The 16877-nt window shown below is 46.0% G+C and carries 15 protein-coding genes and 2 pseudogenes; 7 read left to right on the top strand and 10 right to left on the bottom strand.

Going from position 1 to position 16877, the window contains the following annotated elements:
• Positions 1 to 140: 140 nt before the first annotated feature.
• Positions 141 to 596, top strand: a pseudogene (gene nfi, locus RID09_RS03480) (deoxyribonuclease V); the annotation flags it as partial.
• Here the strand turns inward: nfi and RID09_RS03475 are convergent.
• Entirely contained in the window at positions 529 to 1032 is a 504-nt protein-coding gene (locus RID09_RS03475; protein WP_446334561.1) for a hypothetical protein, read from the bottom strand. The pseudogene nfi and the gene RID09_RS03475 overlap by 68 nt on opposite strands.
• Positions 1033 to 1144: 112 nt before the next feature.
• Between RID09_RS03475 and RID09_RS03470 the strand changes: the two genes are divergently transcribed.
• Entirely contained in the window at positions 1145 to 1384 is a 240-nt protein-coding gene (locus RID09_RS03470) for a hypothetical protein (RefSeq protein WP_446334560.1), read from the top strand.
• A gap of 72 nt (positions 1385 to 1456) precedes the next feature.
• On the opposite strand, the gene RID09_RS03465 is transcribed toward RID09_RS03470, so the two are convergent.
• The 4 genes and pseudogenes from RID09_RS03465 to queA form a co-directional block, all read right to left on the bottom strand.
• Entirely contained in the window at positions 1457 to 3040 is a 1584-nt protein-coding gene (locus RID09_RS03465; RefSeq protein ID WP_446334559.1) for a cation:proton antiporter, read from the bottom strand.
• A 353-nt stretch (positions 3041 to 3393) separates the two neighbouring features.
• A complete protein-coding gene (locus RID09_RS03460) occupies positions 3394 to 4677 on the bottom strand; it encodes a tetratricopeptide repeat protein (protein WP_446334558.1) in 1284 nt (427 codons plus the stop codon).
• Between the two features lie 85 nt (positions 4678 to 4762).
• A pseudogene (locus RID09_RS03455) lies at positions 4763 to 6026 on the bottom strand (RNA-guided endonuclease InsQ/TnpB family protein).
• Positions 6027 to 6173: 147 nt separating this feature from the next.
• Positions 6174 to 7337 carry a tRNA preQ1(34) S-adenosylmethionine ribosyltransferase-isomerase QueA gene (gene queA, locus RID09_RS03450; protein ID WP_446334557.1) on the bottom strand — a complete coding sequence of 388 codons (1164 nt, stop codon included), beginning with the start codon at positions 7335 to 7337 and terminating at the stop codon, positions 6174 to 6176.
• 270 nt (positions 7338 to 7607) lie between these two features.
• Between queA and RID09_RS03445 the strand changes: the two genes are divergently transcribed.
• Positions 7608 to 7997 (top strand): hypothetical protein, encoded by a 390-nt coding sequence (locus tag RID09_RS03445; protein ID WP_446334556.1) that lies wholly within the window; start codon positions 7608 to 7610, stop codon positions 7995 to 7997.
• A gap of 120 nt (positions 7998 to 8117) precedes the next feature.
• Here the strand turns inward: RID09_RS03445 and RID09_RS03440 are convergent, their stop codons facing one another.
• Positions 8118 to 8651: a YraN family protein gene (locus RID09_RS03440; protein ID WP_446334555.1), complete on the bottom strand. Its 534-nt coding sequence runs from the start codon at positions 8649 to 8651 to the stop codon at positions 8118 to 8120.
• Between the two features lie 120 nt (positions 8652 to 8771).
• Here RID09_RS03440 and RID09_RS03435 point away from each other — a divergent pair, with 120 nt between their 5' ends.
• Positions 8772 to 9269 carry a pentapeptide repeat-containing protein gene (locus RID09_RS03435; protein ID WP_446334554.1) on the top strand — a complete coding sequence of 166 codons (498 nt, stop codon included), beginning with the start codon at positions 8772 to 8774 and terminating at the stop codon, positions 9267 to 9269.
• Positions 9270 to 9287: 18 nt separating this feature from the next.
• On the opposite strand, the gene dnaG is transcribed toward RID09_RS03435, so the two are convergent.
• A complete protein-coding gene (dnaG, locus tag RID09_RS03430) occupies positions 9288 to 11258 on the bottom strand; it encodes a DNA primase (protein WP_446334553.1) in 1971 nt (656 codons plus the stop codon).
• Between the two features lie 147 nt (positions 11259 to 11405).
• On the opposite strand from dnaG, the gene RID09_RS03425 reads away from it, so the two are divergent.
• On the top strand, positions 11406 to 11984 hold the full coding sequence (locus RID09_RS03425) for a CAP domain-containing protein (protein ID WP_446334552.1): 579 nt from the start codon (positions 11406 to 11408) through the stop codon (positions 11982 to 11984).
• Between the two features lie 24 nt (positions 11985 to 12008).
• On the opposite strand, the gene RID09_RS03420 is transcribed toward RID09_RS03425, so the two are convergent.
• The gene (locus tag RID09_RS03420) at positions 12009 to 12254 is read right to left on the bottom strand and encodes a hypothetical protein (protein WP_446334551.1); all 246 of its coding nucleotides are present in this window, start codon (positions 12252 to 12254) and stop codon (positions 12009 to 12011) included.
• A gap of 50 nt (positions 12255 to 12304) precedes the next feature.
• Between RID09_RS03420 and RID09_RS03415 the strand changes: the two genes are divergently transcribed.
• Positions 12305 to 13036: an HAD family hydrolase gene (locus tag RID09_RS03415; RefSeq protein WP_446334550.1), complete on the top strand. Its 732-nt coding sequence runs from the start codon at positions 12305 to 12307 to the stop codon at positions 13034 to 13036.
• A gap of 174 nt (positions 13037 to 13210) precedes the next feature.
• Here RID09_RS03415 and RID09_RS03410 read toward each other — a convergent pair whose 3' ends face one another.
• Positions 13211 to 13906 (bottom strand): potassium channel family protein, encoded by a 696-nt coding sequence (locus tag RID09_RS03410; protein ID WP_446334549.1) that lies wholly within the window; start codon positions 13904 to 13906, stop codon positions 13211 to 13213.
• A 61-nt stretch (positions 13907 to 13967) separates the two neighbouring features.
• Positions 13968 to 15302, bottom strand: a complete 1335-nt coding sequence (locus RID09_RS03405; RefSeq protein ID WP_446334548.1) for a TrkH family potassium uptake protein — start codon at positions 15300 to 15302, stop codon at positions 13968 to 13970.
• 247 nt (positions 15303 to 15549) lie between these two features.
• Here RID09_RS03405 and RID09_RS03400 point away from each other — a divergent pair, with 247 nt between their 5' ends.
• Positions 15550 to 16401 (top strand): methyltransferase domain-containing protein, encoded by an 852-nt coding sequence (locus tag RID09_RS03400; protein ID WP_446334547.1) that lies wholly within the window; start codon positions 15550 to 15552, stop codon positions 16399 to 16401.
• Positions 16402 to 16877: the final 476 nt, after the last annotated feature.

The raw sequence follows: 16877 nt of genomic DNA, 5'->3' as shown, positions 1-16877 counted from the left end.
CAGCACGCGCCAACTAATTTAGTTTTAAGATCGTAAAAGATAATCAAGGCGCGGCTGGTAGTCCGCTTTGCCGGAAAATCGCTGTCAGTCTTAAATTGAGCCTATACTACAAAACCATACTACATTACAACTTAGGGATTCCCTATATACCGGGGTTTCTATCGTTTCGGGAAGTTCCCGTCGTACTTGATGCCTTATCCCAGATTAAGATAACTCCTGACCTAATCTTGTGTGATGGTCAAGGAATTGCCCATCCGCGCCGATTTGGTCTGGCAAGTCATTTAGGCTTATTAATTACGGTGCCCACGATTGGGGTGGCTAAGTCCCGATTAATTGGTCAGCACGAGGAATTACCCCCACAGAAGGGGAATTGGCAACCTCTGCGACATCGGGGAGAGGTGATTGGTGCTGTCGTGCGATCGCGAACTGGAGTGAAGCCTTTGTATGTCTCTCCGGGTCATCGGATCAGCTTACCCACCGCGATTGATTATGTCCTGCGCTGCACTCCTAAATATCGATTACCTGAAACTACCCGTTGGGCTGATAAACTGGCATCAAATCGGATCGGTTCATTACGTCCGAGCTCCCCCAATTAATCTCCTGGCTGTCGGTTAGGCTTTCTGCTTCTTGGCTGCTGGCTTCTTCAAGAACGTCTATGCGTAAGCGCACAGGTTTCTCATAAAGATTTTCTGCCCAAAATTTTTCAATGGGTGTAGCGGGATCAACTTGAATCTTTAGTGGATTTCCGGGGATACAATCGTAGGTTTTCATCCCATCCCCACATCGAATCGGCATTTCTCCTTGCTGAGAATAAATAATCAGTCGCGTTGCGGGTGAATCAAGCTTAATTGATCGTCGCGATCCCCCAGCTAAAACGTTCAGGAAGTACGACTTTAACGGCGACTGGATTGGTTGTTGAGTTTCAACGCCACTGTGATCAAGTGCTGGCAGATTTTCTGCTTGAGCAGGAAGGCAGCAACAAATCAAGAATAATAGCGTTAAGATAAAAAGTCTTAGTTTGAGCATTCTCATCGTGAATTGATATAAACTTATTATTTTAAGATATTTAGTGGTTTTTCTTATGTTTATCCCCAAAATTGATGAAATTGAAAACATTAAACTATGACGATTGAGGAATTAACCCATGACCAATGACCCAATTGAAACCCTGATTGATCACATCTTCCAGCTAGGAGACGACTCCTGGGAGCTTGTTGTTCATGCCCTAGCGGCTCGTCTGCGAGCCCGTTCTGTGGCGATGCAAGCAATTGGCGATTCAGAAGGCTCCAGGTTACTGGCAGCCGCTAAGTTACTGGAACTGGCAACTGAGGCGGATGAAGTGGTGAGCTTGGGGACAATAGAAGAGGATTTATCTGATCAATAAAGGTGGGGGTGGATTTAGTAACGTCAGTGTAGAGACGTAGCCGGCTACGTCTCTACTATTATTCAGTCTCAATCATTCATTCTCAATGAGCCTTTCATCAGCTTCAATTAAGGCTTCCTGTAGTAGGGGTGAGAGGTTCTCGGTTAAACGTCCAGCACGGATAAATTCAGCGTAGGTATCCGCCTCGATATTGACCATTTGTTCTTGCAGTTGTTCCATGTCTAAGGTTTGTAACTGGGGATGGTGATGGAGTAATTTCTCAACCTCGCTTTGAATGGTTTCGAGTTGACCATCAACAAGTTTTATCTGGTACTGACAAAATTCTGAATTCATTTCGTCGTTAGTCGTTGCTGACTCTAAGTAGTTTTTTACTCGATTGAGTGCAACACGACGGGCGATTGCCTCAAAATATTTCTGACGCACGGGTTGATCCCCAATTAAATTCAGTTTTTCCAGAAGGAATTGGGTAGTTAACCCCTCAACTAAGAGCGTAAAGAGTACCACGCCAAAAACCGTAACAATAATATCTTGTCGTCCCTCCAAACTCACTGGAACACTTAAGGCTAGGGCAATGGAAACCGAACCCCGTAATCCGCCCCACCACAACACCGTTTGCTGTCGCCAACCAATGTTGGACTTGACTAGTCCATTGCTAATCGTCGCTAAGCTGTAAATTGAAATAGCACGGGTGAAGAGAACGGCTCCAATGGTAATCCCAATTAAGTCTAGGTTTTGTCCCAAGCGGGGAAAATCGATTTGGTCACCAATGAGGAGAAAGACAATTGAGTTGACAAAAAATGCCAGAAAATCCCAGAATTCAGAGACAATTAAGCGGGTGCGGGGGTTCATGCCAATCCGGGAACCAAAGTTTCCCAGAACTAACCCCACAGTTACTACGCCAATTACTCCAGAACCGCCGAGTTCTTCGGTAATCAGGTAGGTGCCATAGGCAGAGACTAACGTCAGGGATTGTTCGACGAGGGGTAAATCGAAGCGTTGGGTGAGAAAGGAAATACCAAACCCGATTAAGCAACCGACACCGATACCAATTCCGACAAAGGTAAAGAATTGGGCAAATGTGGTGGATAGGGAAAATTTCTGCGTACCGAGGGGAATACCGACTAATAATAGAAAGGCGACGACGGCGACACCATCATTAAATAAGCTTTCCCCCTCCATGAGGGTTTTTAGGCGTTTATCCGCACCTAGTTCCCGGAATAGGGCGATTACTGATACCGGATCAGTTGCGGCTAGACTCGCGCCGACTAATAATGCGATCGCAAGGGGTAATTCTGTGAATTGGGTAATGGTAAAGGCAATTCCCAGCACCGAAATCACTACCCCCACCACCGCAAACAGAATCACGGGGATTAAATCTCGCCGCAAATCCCGCCAGCGGATATTCCAGGCGGCTTCAAAGAGTAGGGGGGGGAGGAAAATCTCTAGAATCAGTTCCGGGGATAGGTTCACCAGGCGCACATCGACAAAGGCTAAGCCTAAGCCGACTATAACCAGAAGTAAGGTATAAGGGATTTTACGGAACCAGGGAAAAATCCGGGAAACTGTGGCGACGCTGAGAGACACCGACAGCACCAAGAGAAATTGTTCCAGATTCTGCTCAATTGCAGCTTCGCTGATAGCGGATTCTATGGACATGAATGACACTCCAAGGTACTGGCAGTTTTGATATAACAATAAGACTTAGCGCAAGCAAAACTATCTGGTGTAGGAATCTTTCCTCTCACCTGTGCAATTGTAGGCAAGATTGGGGGAAGTTGCCCAGGAGACCATTAAACTTGTTGCTCTATTCCAATCACAGTAAAAGCATTATGTCAAGATAAATATAGACGCGATCGCGTCACCAGTCAAGCTGGTTAAAACTTCGTGAACCATGACAGATTACCTCTTTGAGGTGCAACTTGGTATTAGCAGATTACTCGGAGGGCGTAGACACGGAGCGGCTTGTGTTAGAGGACTTTAGTTCAGGACTGACTGGAGCGTGCCATTCACTAGGGTTCTTCAGTTATTGCAGGCATTGGCTGGAGTGAATTGGGCAATGGGTTCGATGAGATGTTGAGTTGTGTTAGATATTGGTCAACGGCATCAATCTTCTCCAAATTGCCTTCTTCAATAAACAAATTCCTGGCTTCTAAGAGGAAGGAAACCGCCTCTTGTCCCCGTCCAACTTGCTGGAGGGCTATTCCTAGGTTGTAAAACGCGAGTGATAGTTTTGGATTGAGCAGAATGGCTTGTTGATATTCGGCAATAGCCTGATCATACTGTTGATTTCGATGCAGCGCTACGGCTAAATTATAGTGCGCCAGCGAATCGTAAGAATCAAGTTCTACGGCTCGTTGAAGTGCTGTTATCGCCCGCTCATATTCCCCATTTTTAATCAGTGCGGCTCCCAATTGGCGCAAAGCATCCACATTGTCAGGATCTAGCCGTGTTACCCAATCAAATCGGCGAATGGCTTCCTCAACATCCCCTTGTTGTAAAAGAATTAGACCCAGTTGATAATGAGCCGATGCAAATCGTGGATTGATCTGAGTTGCTTTGATAAAGGAATTTTTGGCTTCGGTAATCTGATTTTGTTGAGCCAGCAGCAATCCCAGTTGGTAATGGGCTTGTACGAATTGTGGATCGTTGCGAACGGCTTGCCGTAGTGCCGCGATCGCGGAATCGGTTTGGTTTTGTTTGGCGAGTAGTAATGCCAAATTGTACTTAGCAACAGCGGAGTTAGGATTGAGGCGAACGGCTTGTGTGTATTCACTCAGTGCGGCTTCCGTGTCACCTTGGGCTTCTAATGCCAAGCCTAAATTATAGCGAGCGGCGGCTAAATTGGGATCAAGAGCGATCGCCTGTTGATAGGCGCTAATCGCTTCCTCGATATTGCCTTGTTGGTATGACATCAAGCCCAGATTGTAATGTGCCTCTGCCATATTAGGATCGAGACCAATCGCCATGCGATATTGTTCAGCGGCTGAGTCAATCTGACCTTGCTGAAACAGGGCATTCCCCAGCAAATACCTTGCCATGGGGATAAACGGATCTTCCTGTAGGGCTTTGCCAAAGGCGATCTCGGCGGCTTTGAAGTCACCGCGATTATAGCGCATGACTCCTTGTTGAAAAAATGTCGCCGCTTCTAGGTCATTTGTGTATAACCCTTCAACTAACTGCTTACTGTGCTGACGCTTGGGTAGACTCTCAGCGAAGGCGGGACTAGCCGACAGGAAACTGAGTGCGAATAAGGCGGCGGTAAGTCCAAAGGGTCGGTGATAGTTTTTAGACATGGTAGAAGACGATTGGGAAATTGAATAGGGAATCTGTGCGAGGTCAAGAGTCCGTAGCTTCCTATCTTAATAGTGCCAATATGAACTACAGCGACTTACTGCGTTGAAGTCGCTGTTTCTGACGTTTCAACATCCCTAGTTGCTTCATGCTTGGAGCAATCAGTAGAGCTAGGCGACTCTACGTCTAAAGAGGCTCGTTCCAAACCCCTTGCCCAAATTTCGTTAACTTGGGCAGCATTAACATCTCTATCCTCAACATGATTACAGTGGGAATTAGAGCAAACGTGAACTCGATCAGCCAAGCTCTTGGGTGTTAATTCCCAACATTTAGCGCATCTTTGAGTTGGTTTAAGTGTTCGAGTTGGTGACTCAACATAAAATCCGCCAGCTTCAGCCGCTTTGTAAGTTAATAAATCTCCAACAATGCCAAATCCAACATCAAGGATAGACCGATTTAATCCGGCTTTCTGTTTTTTGCGTTTACCTTTCTTAGCTTTACCCGTCATCTTCTTGACATTTAACTGCTCACCAGCAATTAGGCTATTACTGCTAACTATCTCGCTGGTTATTTTATGCAGCCAATCTTCTCGTTGACGAGCTATCTTGCTCTGGAGTTTAGAAACCCGCTTCCGTTCTTTTTTCCATCGTCTTGAGCCTTTAACTTTTTTGTTTCTGTTAGGCGCTCTTTTGCGTCTTAAACGCTTAGAGGCTACTTTAACTTTTTTGTGTCCCTCCTTAATAAAATCTGGTTTAGCAATTTTTTTGCCCGTTGACAGGGTGATCGCGTCTTTGCACCCAAGGTCAATTCCAATTGAACTCGTACCTGTTTGACGAGTTGGCTCACACTGTACTGTTATTGATGCATACCACTTGCTGTTTCTAAAGAAAATCGTGCAGGTTGTTGGAGTTCCCCAAGTTCTAGCTTTGCCTCGCATCTGGAGCTTTAAGCCAAGGTCTCTCAACTCAAGATGACCATTTTTGCCTAAGAAAAAAACTTTCCAACTTGCTTTATCCGGATATGTCCAGCCACTGTATCTTCGTTTTGCCTTGAATCTAGGATATTTACCCAAACCTTTGAAAAAACGAGTATAAGCAAAATCAACACGTTTTAATGTAGCTTGTAACGTATGAGAACCTAATTCTGCATACTCAATCCAAACCTTTTTAAACTCAGGTAAACAATTCTGCTGTTCAAAATAGTAAACAGAATGCCCAAAGCGCTTGTACTGTGTCCTACGATTTGCAATTGCCGCGTTGTAGAGTTCACAGTGCATCTTTCTAGCCCAATGGAGCTTGTCACATTGGGTTGTGTTTGGATAAAGTCTGTAGGTTACTCTACGTGTTTTCATCCCTACATTTTAACATGAATTTGCCTATTTTTACTTGACAGGCTAGGGGATATTCAATCCCTAGCCCGTCCGCTATCCTTCTCCGGCTTACTTCGTTGAAGCAGGAGATTGCCGCGATTCTTGTTCACTCCCCGATTGGTTCGCACTTTAATCGCTAACCGCTTCTGGCAAAATCAGCATGGCATCACCAAAGGAATAAAATCGATAATTATACGCGATCGCTTCAGCATACAACTTCAACAGTCGCTCTCTGCCAATCAAGGCACTCACGAGCATTAACAAGGTAGAACGGGGCAAGTGGAAATTGGTAATTAACCCATCAACCACCCGCCACTGGTAACCGGGATAAATAAATAATTCGGTTTTGCCACCATAGGGTTGCAACTCCCCACTCGCCGCCGCCCCCTCCAAAGCCCTAACCACGGTTGTACCAACGGCAATTACCCGCCCACCGGAGGCTTTGGTTTGCTGAATTTGTGCCACCGTTGCGGCGGATACCTCCAACCACTCGCCATGCATTTGATGACTCGTCACATCTTCGATTTCCACCGGGCGAAACGTACCCACACCAACGTGTAAGGTAATCGACGCCTGCTCAATTCCGCATTGATGACACCTCTCCAACAGTTCAGGGGTAAAATGGAGTCCGGCTGTCGGGGCGGCTACTGCACCTGGGATTTTGGCGTATACGGTTTGATACTGATCGGGTGTGGCTTGAGAGTGGGTGATGTAAGGCGGAAACGGAACTTGACCGTAGTGGGGTAATAGGGTGATTAAGGACTTGCCCTTGGGTAGATCAAACTGCAATAGACGCCCCTTGGTTTCGTCATCTCTAGCGATAATCGTTGCCTGGAGGGGAGGCATAGAACCATAAGTCTCTCGATTCTTTGTCTCTATAAGTCCTGCTGTTTCTGTCTCGTCTGATGATGGGGGAGTCTCCCCATAACTTACCGAAGCGACAGGTTTATCCGGTTCAAAGACTATCGTTGAACCCACTTTCAGCCGTCGTCCCGGTTTCACCAATGCTAACCAACAGTTGTGCTCCCGTTCCTCTAGCAGTAACACTTCTACGGGTGTGCCAGTTAGCTTCCGCCCGTAGAGTCGAGCCGGAATCACACGAGTATTATTCAGAACTAACAAGTCGCCGGCACGCAATAACTGAGGTAAATCTCGAAAAATGCAGTGTTGATGATGAGTGGGAGACTCAACCACTAGCAAACGAGAACTATCTCTAGGGAAAAGCGGGGTTTGAGCAATCTGACTCTCTGGCAGATCATAGTTATAGCTGGAAAGCAATAGGTCATTTTGCATAGGTGGTTATTTAAGTCAAGTACAGTATTTCATCAATCTTTGACAAATTGGGTAGGTCAGGGACGGGTCGGGGTTTTAGCTCTACTGTATACTGTGACTTACCTTGTGCCATCCGGTACTCATCCCCAAAAACAAATGACAAAGGACTAAAACAAGGAAATTGGGTATGATCCCCCAGTTGAGAGCGGGGGCTTTTCCCCTACCAATTCCTGATCCCCGTTGTCAGAATGAAGGTATAGCACTTCCTTGCACTCCACGCCTAGCTGCCCTATGGATTACCTTTATTTTTTAGCCAATGCTAGTTTGACACTGCGAGTGGTCGAGTACCTCCACTCCATGATCCAGCTTCCCGTTCAATATACAACGGTGATTCATCAAATTGATGGCTGGGTAATTAAAGTTAAAATGAGCAGCCCCCTCACACCTCAGCAACATGGAGACTTCCAAGCCTTCATGAGCGAATTGGGCATTCCGTTCCAACCCGACATGCGCTTGCAAATGGCTTTTTGGAGCCTCGATACGGGACAATCTCCTATCGATGTCATGCGTCGCTACCAAGTCGCGGTGGTGTCTCATGGTCACCCTGATAAGACGGATATTGAAGCGTTTCGCCAACAATTTACCATGGGACTAGGATACTGTCCAGAAACATTAGCGTAAAGAGTTCCCATCAATCAGACTCCAACATCGGGACGAATACAAAAGCCATGCCTTCCTAAGGGCGAGTTTTAGCATTTAAGGAGTATCTACCGATAAGTGCTCCACAAAACCCGCCCTTCGTCAACAGAAAGCTGACTCGATATAGTTTTGTAGAATAAGCTCATATCCTCCCAGAGTAAACGGTTCACCGAATTGAGGGGCTGAAGTTGGTAACACGTCACTGATGGCAACAGGGCGTGAGCTTTGGCAAAGACGGTGGTAGCGAACCAGGGCGACATCAAACCGACAAGGAAGATCACTTAAATCGGGATGTTCTGCTAAAAATAGTTCGGCTGTTCGCCAAAGTTTGGCTTGCTTAGAGGATGTAATTGCCAATCCACCATCGGCATCCCAATTCCCTCGACTGCGAGTTTTTACCTCGACAAATGCTAAGATATGTGACTCAGCGTTTGGTGGTGGGGGGGTAGGGGGATGGAGTTGGGGGTTTCTACCCAGATTAGATAGGGGATTTTCCCTCTCCTCTACATCCCAGTAGGCAATCAAGTCGATTTCTCCCCAACGACAATGCCATCGATGATGTAAGATAGTCCAACCTTGTGCTTGTAACCAGGTAGCAACGAGTTGTTCTCCTAATTGTCCTTTGTTATTTGTCATTTGTTTATGTCATTGGTCATTCGTCATACTCAAGGGAGCGAAAAGTAACCCCCTTTTTGACACGGCGATTGATGACGATTGACTGGTAGGATAAATAAATATCTACAGATTGCCAAAACTATGTTCAGATTCATTTTAGTTTGGGTGGTTAGCTTATGGCTGTTTATCGCTAGCCCTTTTGCTATAGCAATGCTTCCCGCCGCCCCAGCTTTGGCTGTGGATTATACCAAACAATCTTTGGTTAATTCAGATTTTTCGGAGCGTGTGCTGACTGATGCCAGTTTTAACCAAGCGGATTTGCGAGAAAGTAATTTTAGCCATGCCGATTTGCAGGGAGTCAGTTTTTTTGGTGCTAATCTGAAATTGGCGAACTTGGAAGGAGCAAACCTCAGTTACTCAACGTTAGATAAAGCGCGTTTGAACGGTGCTAATTTGAAAAATGCCGTGCTTGAAAGTGCCTACGCTTTCAATGCTCAGTTTGATGGCGCGACGATTGAAGGGGCTGATTTTACCGATGCTTTTCTTGATCCCAAAGCCGAGGAACAATTGTGTCAAATTGCTACGGGTAAAAACCCTACCACAGGTCGCCAAACCCGCGATACTTTATTTTGCTTTTAAAAGTTTCCGGACATCATATTAAATGGGGGTGAATTTGTGGATGTCTAACATGTTAGCTTGACGCATTTTCTGTAACTCTTGCAAGCGTTTATAGGCTTCCTTAATTCCTTCAGAATAGTAGTCCTTACGGTTTGGGTCAGTGGCAACATTGAGAGTTTTCCACTGCTCTAGACAATATCGCTTGTGCTTGTTCCACATCACGACCTCTAAAGAAGCAGTAGCAGTGCGAATATCTAAGGGAGTGCGAATAATATCTTCAATAGACTGCTTTTCATTTAAGTGGAATAAATGTTCCACCATAACCATCTCCTCTGGAAACTGGATACTGCGGTCTTGGAGTAAGGAGATGAGCTTTTCAGGTTGCTGGGATAGGATAGGTTGAGCGACGGCTTGCAGGTCTAATATTTGCTGCCATAAAAATCGGTGGGGAGAAAGACTAAATAGCAAATCTTTGGTATCTAAAGTTTCAATAATAGTCTGGCGATATTCGGGACGGTGCAGATAAATGCGTAAGAGTAATGCTTCCGCTTCTTCGAGTAGACTGTGTTCTTCGCTAATGGATAAGTCGATCGAGATTGATAAGTTTTTCTGGTTAAGATTGGATTTCTCATCTTTCTTGATCGGAGTCTGGCGTAATTTATTCAGTTGAGTCTGGAAAATTTGGATGAGTCGAGGAATCATTTGGGCTTCTCCGCGACTCAGCTTTTCGGCACAATAATCAATATAATAGGTTTGTTGATTAATATCTTCTAATTTGTACAGCAATTTGACGATTTTCTGTGCCACCTGTTGAAATTGATTGGCTTGTTTGAGATCTTTACCTATTAGGAGTTGATCAATTTGCCAATTTAACCATAAGGGCGCATTTTGTAATAGCTGTTGGTATTGTTGTGCCCCATCAGGGGTATGGGTAAGGAATTCGTCGGCGTCTTTACCATCGGGGAGGTTGAGTACCCGCAGTTGAATTTGTCCTTGATAGGCTAAGTCGGCAATTTCTCCGATCGCGCGTTCGGCGGCTGTGGTTCCGGCTTTGTCGGCGTCAAAGTTGAGGATGATTTGTTTGGATTCGCTGTAACGCAGTAGTTGGCGCATTTGATCCAGGCTTAAGGCTGTACCCAATGAGGCGACAACATTTTGAATCCCCACTCGATGCAGCGCGATCGCATCAAAATAGCCTTCGACGACAACGGCTTGATCCTTATCCCCAATGGCGTTGTAGGCTTTATCTAAAGCAAATAAGGTTTTCCCTTTATTAAATAGAGGCGTTTCTGGAGAATTAAGATATTTGGGAAGTTCATCACCTAATGATCTCCCGCCAAAACCAATGACTCGCCCAAGACGATCATGAATCGGAATCATGATGCGATCGCGAAACCGATCATAATAGCCGTCTCCTGATTTGCGTGGCAAGATTAATCCAGCATCTTTTACCAGTTGTACCGGTTTGCCTTTTTGTTCGATTAGATAGCGGTACAGGGTTTCCCACGTCGCCGGCGCATACCCTATCTGAAACTGTTGGATCGTTTCCTCATCCAGACGTCGCTGAGATTGTAAATACTCCAGCGCCTGCTGTCCTTGGGGTTGTCGTAGTGCATGTTGATAAAATGATGCGGCTAGTGCCACAATCTCATACAGTTGCTCTTGTAAGGATAACTGACGCTGTAACTCCTGGCGTTGTTCAGGTTCCAGGGTTTGCATCGGCACTTGATAGCGCTGTGCTAAGTCGAAGACTACCTCACTGAAAGACTGTTTTTCTGCTTCCATGAGGAATTTAATCGCACTTCCACCCGTACCGCAGCCGAAGCAGTAGTACATTTGTTTGCCGGGACTGACGGTAAAACTGGGTGTCTTTTCGTCATGGAAGGGACACAAGCCTACATATTCCTTTCCCCGCTTTCGCAGCACAACTCGCTCCGAGACGACATCAACAATGTCTGCTCGTTCTTTGACTTGGGCGATGGTGTCTGGGTGCAGTCGAGGAATTTGCACAGCGTTGTTCCTGAGAAACTGGTAAGCAAGCGAGTATATATTAGGGTTTTTGGTGACAGTACGGATAGGGTGGCTTCCGTGAGCCGTTTTCCCAGAACCCAATAGATCTATTGTAATTGTGTGATATCCCACACCTAAGGATAAACAATGAATTCAGCACAGACAATTATTCTCTCGCCCTTGGAATTTAGGGTGATTGAGGAAACGAATAAAGTGCGAACAAAGCCCACGTCTTATCTTACGCTTTTAAACAACTGGAAACAGCGCTTTTCGGGAAATCAGGTCAAACTTTCTCAACAGGTATTTTTACGCACTATTGAAGGGGTAAACGCTGTTGATGAGGCGATTGATTTTCTCCAATCCACTCGTCCATTATCGCCGTTCAAACTATCTCTGGGGATGTCAAAAGCGGCGAGGGATCATATTCGTGATCAAGGACAAACAGGAAGTATTGGGCATATTGGTAGCGATCGCAGCACTCCTTTTATCCGCCTGAATCGGTATGGGAGTTGGCAGATCACCGCAGGTGAAAATATTTCTTATGGTGTGGCACGGGCAGATGAAATTATCATGCAATTAATTATCGATGATGGTGTGCGCGATCGCGGGCATCGAAAAAATATCTTTAATTCAGCTTTTCAAGTCGCGGGTGTAGCTTTTGGCTATCATATCCAGTATCAAAATATGTGTGTCATTACTTATGCTGGGGGGTACAAGACGCCATAAAACTCCAGGTTTATTTCCACCAACCTACTTAAAAGGGCGCACGTCTGTCATCCGCGTCAACTTAAGCCACAACCCTTGCCAATTATTGTTTCGAGCAGTTCGACACAAACTGATCGTGTTGCTTGCTCCCCCTGCTTCCCCTGCTCCCCCTGCTTCCCCTGCTCCCTCTGCTCCCCCTGCTTCCCCTGCTCCCTCTGCTCCCCCTGCTCCCCCTGCTTCCCCTGCTCCCCCTACACCTCCGCCCCCTCCTGTACGAATTATCAGCAACATGGGAAGATGATCTCTAATAGCTGATGTGCCGTGTTCTAGGAGTGTAACCCTTGGTAACCATTCGCTGTCGGGAGGTGACATTCCCGAATATAGAAGCGATCATTTTCGATAAAGATGGGACGTTAGAAGACTCACAAGTCTTTTTGCGAGAATTGGCATATAAGCGATCGCGCTTGATTGATGCTCAAATCCCCGGTACTGGCGAACCCTTGCTGATGGCGTTTGGGATTCAGGATGATACCCTTGATCCGACGGGATTAATGGCGGTGGGTAGCCGTCGGGAAAGCGAAATTGCTGCAGCGGCTTATATTGCCGAAACGGGGCGTGGTTGGTTAGAATCTCTGGAGATTGCCCATCATGCCTTTGCGGAAGCGGAGCGATATCTCAAGGATGCAGCCGGGACTTCACCGTTATTTGCAGGAAGTTTAGATGTCCTCAAATCCCTGTCTGAAGCGGGTTTAAAATTGGGAATTCTGTCGGCGGCTTCGACTGCAGGGGTGCAAGCCTTTGTGAAACGTCACCAGTTAGAGCCTTATATTCAATTGCAACAAGGCGTTGATACAGAATTGAGTAAACCTGATCCGGCGCTATTTCTGCAAGCCTGCGAAGGTTTGGGCGTTTGTGCGAGTGCAACGCTGATGGTGGGAGATTCAGCAGGAGACATGGTGATGGCAAGTCGTGCGGGTGCGGCGGGTTGTATTGGAATTAGCTGGGGAACATCAGTTCATTTCCAGGATGCAGATGTTGCGATCGCGCAATTGGATGAAATTCAAGTTTTATGAATTATTAATGATGAAAGATAGGGGAATCAGGGCGGGCGCGAGTCACATCTAGGTGAGAGAAGAAAGGATAGTAGTCAAAAGAGTTCCTACATTACCTGTTCCCTGTTCCCTGTTAACTGTTAACTGTTAACTGTTCCCTGTTAACTGTTAACTGTTAACTGTTAACTGTTCCCTTTAAATAGGCAAACGCTCAATATCTCGATTTGAGCCAATCACCACCATCGCAAACCCTTTAAACAGGCGAGTTGTGGGGGCGGGATTAATCTCAAACTGCTCATCTTGACCAACCGCCAATAAGTTTAAGCCATAGCGATTCCGCAGTTGCAGTTCCATCACGGTTTTGCCATGAAACTCTTCGGGAACTGATATCTCCACAATACTGTGATGCGGGTCTAGCTCAAAGCGATCTAAAATAGACGGCTGAGTCAGCGATCGCGCTAAGGCACAACCGGCTTCGTATTCCGGATAGACAACTCGATCTGCGCCAACACGCTCTAAGAGTTTACCATGAACTTCCGAGGAAGCTTTAGCCACTACATAAGGAACTCCTGCTTCCTTGATATTGAGCGTGGTAATAATACTTTCCTGTAAATAGTTGCCAATGGCAATAATCACCGTATCAAACTCAAAAATTCCCGCCTCTCTTAAGGCTTTAGGATCGGTGGAGTCGAGTAGAACCGCGTGGGCGGCGATTTGGTCAGTCAAGACTTGACTGACGAGTTTTTCGTCAATGTCCGTTCCCAGAACTTCATATCCCAGTTGGTGCAGGGAGGAACAAACTCCCCGCCCAAACCGCCCTAAACCAATGACGGCAAATTGTTTATTTTCGCGGCGCAGGTTCCGCAAGAACCCTACAGATGTCCAACTCACACGGTTGTCCTTTCTTCAATCAAGCCTAACTGATGATAACTCGACCTCGGTGAGATTAGCATTATCCGACCAGTAGATTTTCCTCCGGATAACGGATGTGGCTAGGACGCGGATCTCCCAACAGGGTACCCATAAATACCAAAATACCCACCCGCCCGATAAACATCGTTCCCACTAAAATCAGTTTTCCCCAAGCCGAGAGACTGGCGGTGATTCCCGTGGATAGCCCAACTGTCGCAAAGGCAGACACCACTTCAAATAGGAGTTGGATAAACTCAACCTGGGGATCTGCGATCGCGATTAAAATAGTCGCTAGAATTACAGTCCCGACGGAACCGACTAGAACCGCCATGGCTTTTAAAATCAGGTTCAGGGGCACCTGACGTTCGTAAAGATAGACTTCCTCTTTGCCCTGTAACATGGCTTTGGTACAACTGACCAACACCCGAAACGTCGTGGTTTTGATACCGCCCCCGGTTCCTCCTGGACTTGCACCGATAAACATGAAGGCAATTGTCATAAATAAACCAGCTGCTGTCATTTTACCCAGATCAATGGCGTTAAATCCTGCGGTTCTCGTGGTGACTGATTGAAACCAAGCGTTTAACACTTGATTCTGTAGACTCAATTCTTCTAGGGTTTCCGGATTATTTGCCTCCACAAAGAAAAAGGCGATTGTGCCTAGGATTAACAGGAATAGTGTGGTACTGGTTGCCACTTTTAAATTCAGAGAGAAGGTAAGTTTTTCATGCTTATTCATGACGCGATCGCGTAACCAGAGATACAGTTCAAAAATGACCGGTTGACCAATTCCACCTAAGATAATCAGTCCTGAAATAATCCCAATTAACAAAATAGATGACTGATAGCCCATTAAACTATCCGCAAACAAACTAAACCCCGCATTATTCCAGGCGCTAATACTGTGAAAAAGGGCAAGCCACAATCCTTGATTCCAGCCATGTTCTGGAACAAATACGAGTAACAACAGGAAAAATCCGGTTAATTCAAAAAGCAAGGCTGTGGCAATAATTGAGCGAATAACAAACGTACTATTTTCTAAACCTGGAAGGTCAAGGGCTTGTTGAATCGCTATTTTATGGCGCAAATTAAACCGCCGACGCACCAAGAGTAACATAAACGTCGTGATTGTCATATACCCTAACCCCCCAAGCTGGAATAGGGCGAGGACAAAAACCTGACCGACGCCAGAAAAATAACTGCCGGTATCGACTACGGCTAAACCTGTGACACAGACAGCCGAGGTGGCGGTAAATAAGGCGGTAATCAGATCAGTCCAGGTTCCATCCTGGGTAGAAATGGGTAAAATTAACAGAAACGTGCCTATGGTAATCATGGTTAGGAATCCGAGGCAAATCGTGCGCGGAATAGTCATGAGACGTGACAAATTATAGTGTAGAGCCGGGTTGACGCATTTAAACAGGCTTGTTACCTGTCACTGTTTGACAAAACCCGCCCTGGGTCAATTGGATAGAGTCTTTAAAATCTTTTATCACATTTTTATGGATTTTCGCATCGGATTTGATGAAGAAATCAGTTCATTGAGTTGCAAACCACTGTAAAATCTAAAAGGGTAAAAACATAAGACATAAGACATTAAGACATAAGACAAAGGACAAGTAATGAGTTCAACACTTCAGCGTCAAATTCAGCAGTTTTACGACGCCTCATCTGGACTGTGGGAACAGGTTTGGGGCGAACACATGCACCATGGTTATTATGGTCCGATGGGTCGCGAGAAAAAAGGTCGGCGTCAGGCGCAAATTGATTTAATTGAGGAACTGCTGAGTTGGGGTGAAGTACAGCATCTGGAGAACATCTTGGATGTGGGGTGTGGGATTGGCGGGAGTTCTCTAGACTTAGCCCAACGGTTCGGTGCTAAAGTACAAGGGATTACCCTGAGTCCGGTACAAGCGGCGAGAGCAACAGAACGGGCAAAAGAGGCGGGGTTGGAGGCTGAGGTGGAATTTCAGGTAGCTGACGCCTTGGATATGCCCTTTGCGGATAACTGTTTTGATTTAATCTGGTCTTTAGAAAGTGGGGAACATATACCTGATAAGCAGAGGTTTCTGGCAGAATGTTACCGTGTCCTGAAACCGGGCGGAACATTTCTGATGGCGACGTGGTGTCATCGTCCAATTACGCCAGCCACGGGAGAATTGACGGCAAATGAAAAGGAGCATTTAGAGCAAATTTATCAGGTTTACTGTTTACCTTACGTGATTTCGTTGCCAGAGTACAAAGCAATTGCCCGTGAGTTATCCTTTTCTAATATTCGCACGGATGATTGGTCAGATGCAGTAGAACCGTTTTGGGATATTGTCATTGATTCAGCGTTTGAACCCCAAGCGTTAATGGGTTTACTCAGAAGTGGTTGGGGTACAGTGCAAGCGGCGCTATCATTAGGGTTAATGAGTCGGGGGTATCGGCGTGGTTTGATTCGGTTTGGTGTACTCTGTGCTCAGAAGTCTTAATCTGCAAACACTCATGGATGTAACTTTTGAGTGGGAGATGGGAAAATTGTGTAGGGGCGGGTTTTACTACTATCTTTTGGGTTGCATCCAGATGTAAATAAACCCGCCCCGACTCAGGTTTATTCCCCCGCCAAGAACTCAAGTTCTTGGCTAAAAGCGCAAGTCGTCTTTAGACGACTCAAATTATTATAGAAACAACCCCAACCGTTAGACACGTCTGTCTGCATTGAAACAATCAACGGTGTTTATTTCATGTCCTAATTACCCTGGCGTTAAACACTCATGGATGTAAGTTTTGAGTGGGAGATGGAAAAATTGTGTAGGGGCGGGTTTTATTACTATCTTTTGGGTTGCATCCAGATGTAAATAAACCCGCCCCGACTCAGGTTTTATGATGAGAATTACCATGACCACCGCCGATCAGGTTAAACTGATTCAAACAGGAAATATCCAAACCCTAACCATTCCCCCGCCAA

It is taken from the genome of Coleofasciculus sp. G1-WW12-02 (assembly GCF_040219735.1).
In the GTDB taxonomy this organism is placed as follows: Bacteria; Cyanobacteriota; Cyanobacteriia; order Cyanobacteriales; family Coleofasciculaceae; genus Coleofasciculus.
Note: the sequence above shows the minus strand (reverse complement) of the source record. Positions and strands in the feature narration are given on the sequence as shown.